This is a genomic window from Brachyspira catarrhinii (assembly GCF_005518285.1).
In the GTDB taxonomy this organism is placed as follows: domain Bacteria; phylum Spirochaetota; class Brachyspiria; order Brachyspirales; family Brachyspiraceae; genus Brachyspira; species Brachyspira catarrhinii.
On record NZ_SJDU01000707.1, the window covers coordinates 1 to 629 of the forward strand.

1 protein-coding gene is annotated in these 629 nt (G+C 32.3%); it reads right to left on the reverse strand.

The window, feature by feature from the left end:
* Positions 1–146 precede the first annotated feature (146 nt).
* A partial coding sequence (locus EZH24_RS14460; RefSeq protein WP_161976192.1) for a hypothetical protein occupies positions 147–629 on the reverse strand: 483 nt, incomplete at its 5' end.

Here is a 629-nt window from a genome sequence, read left to right on the forward strand (position 1 = left end):
CATTATCGCTGAAATTAATTTCCTCATTCTGTGATTGAGTTTTAGCTATAGCTACTCTAAAGTTAGACCCTGTAAATACTTCTAATCCTGCCTCAGGATTCATTTTATTACCTACTAAATCAATAATGCTCATTTATTACCTCCTTTTATGCTGTAACTTCTACAGTTAAAGTTATAACTGTTTCTTTATATCCATCTGCTGTAGCTTTTACGTCTACTGTAGCCGTACCTTCAGCAACAGCAGAAATAATAAACTTACCATTTTGTTTTTCTACATTAGCGTATTCATTATTTTTTGATTCTACTGAGAAATCTGCGGCATTAGTTTGTACAGTTATTTCTTTTGTATTGCTTTGTTGTAAACTTATAGAAGTTTCAGGCGGATCTATAGAAAGTTCTGTAGGCGGTTTCTCTAAAGTTATATCTTTTGTATTTTCACTTGCTTGAATATCTACGGTACCTTTTTGAGTTACATAACCTTCCAAAGATACCTCATAGGAAACTTGGGAACCTTCTTTATAATATCCTATTTTTTGATTAATTCCTTCTAGCAAAACTTTTGCCTCAGCAGGTGTAGTATTAATTGTTAGTTTATATAACTCTCCTCTAATACTATCATAATCTGCCAC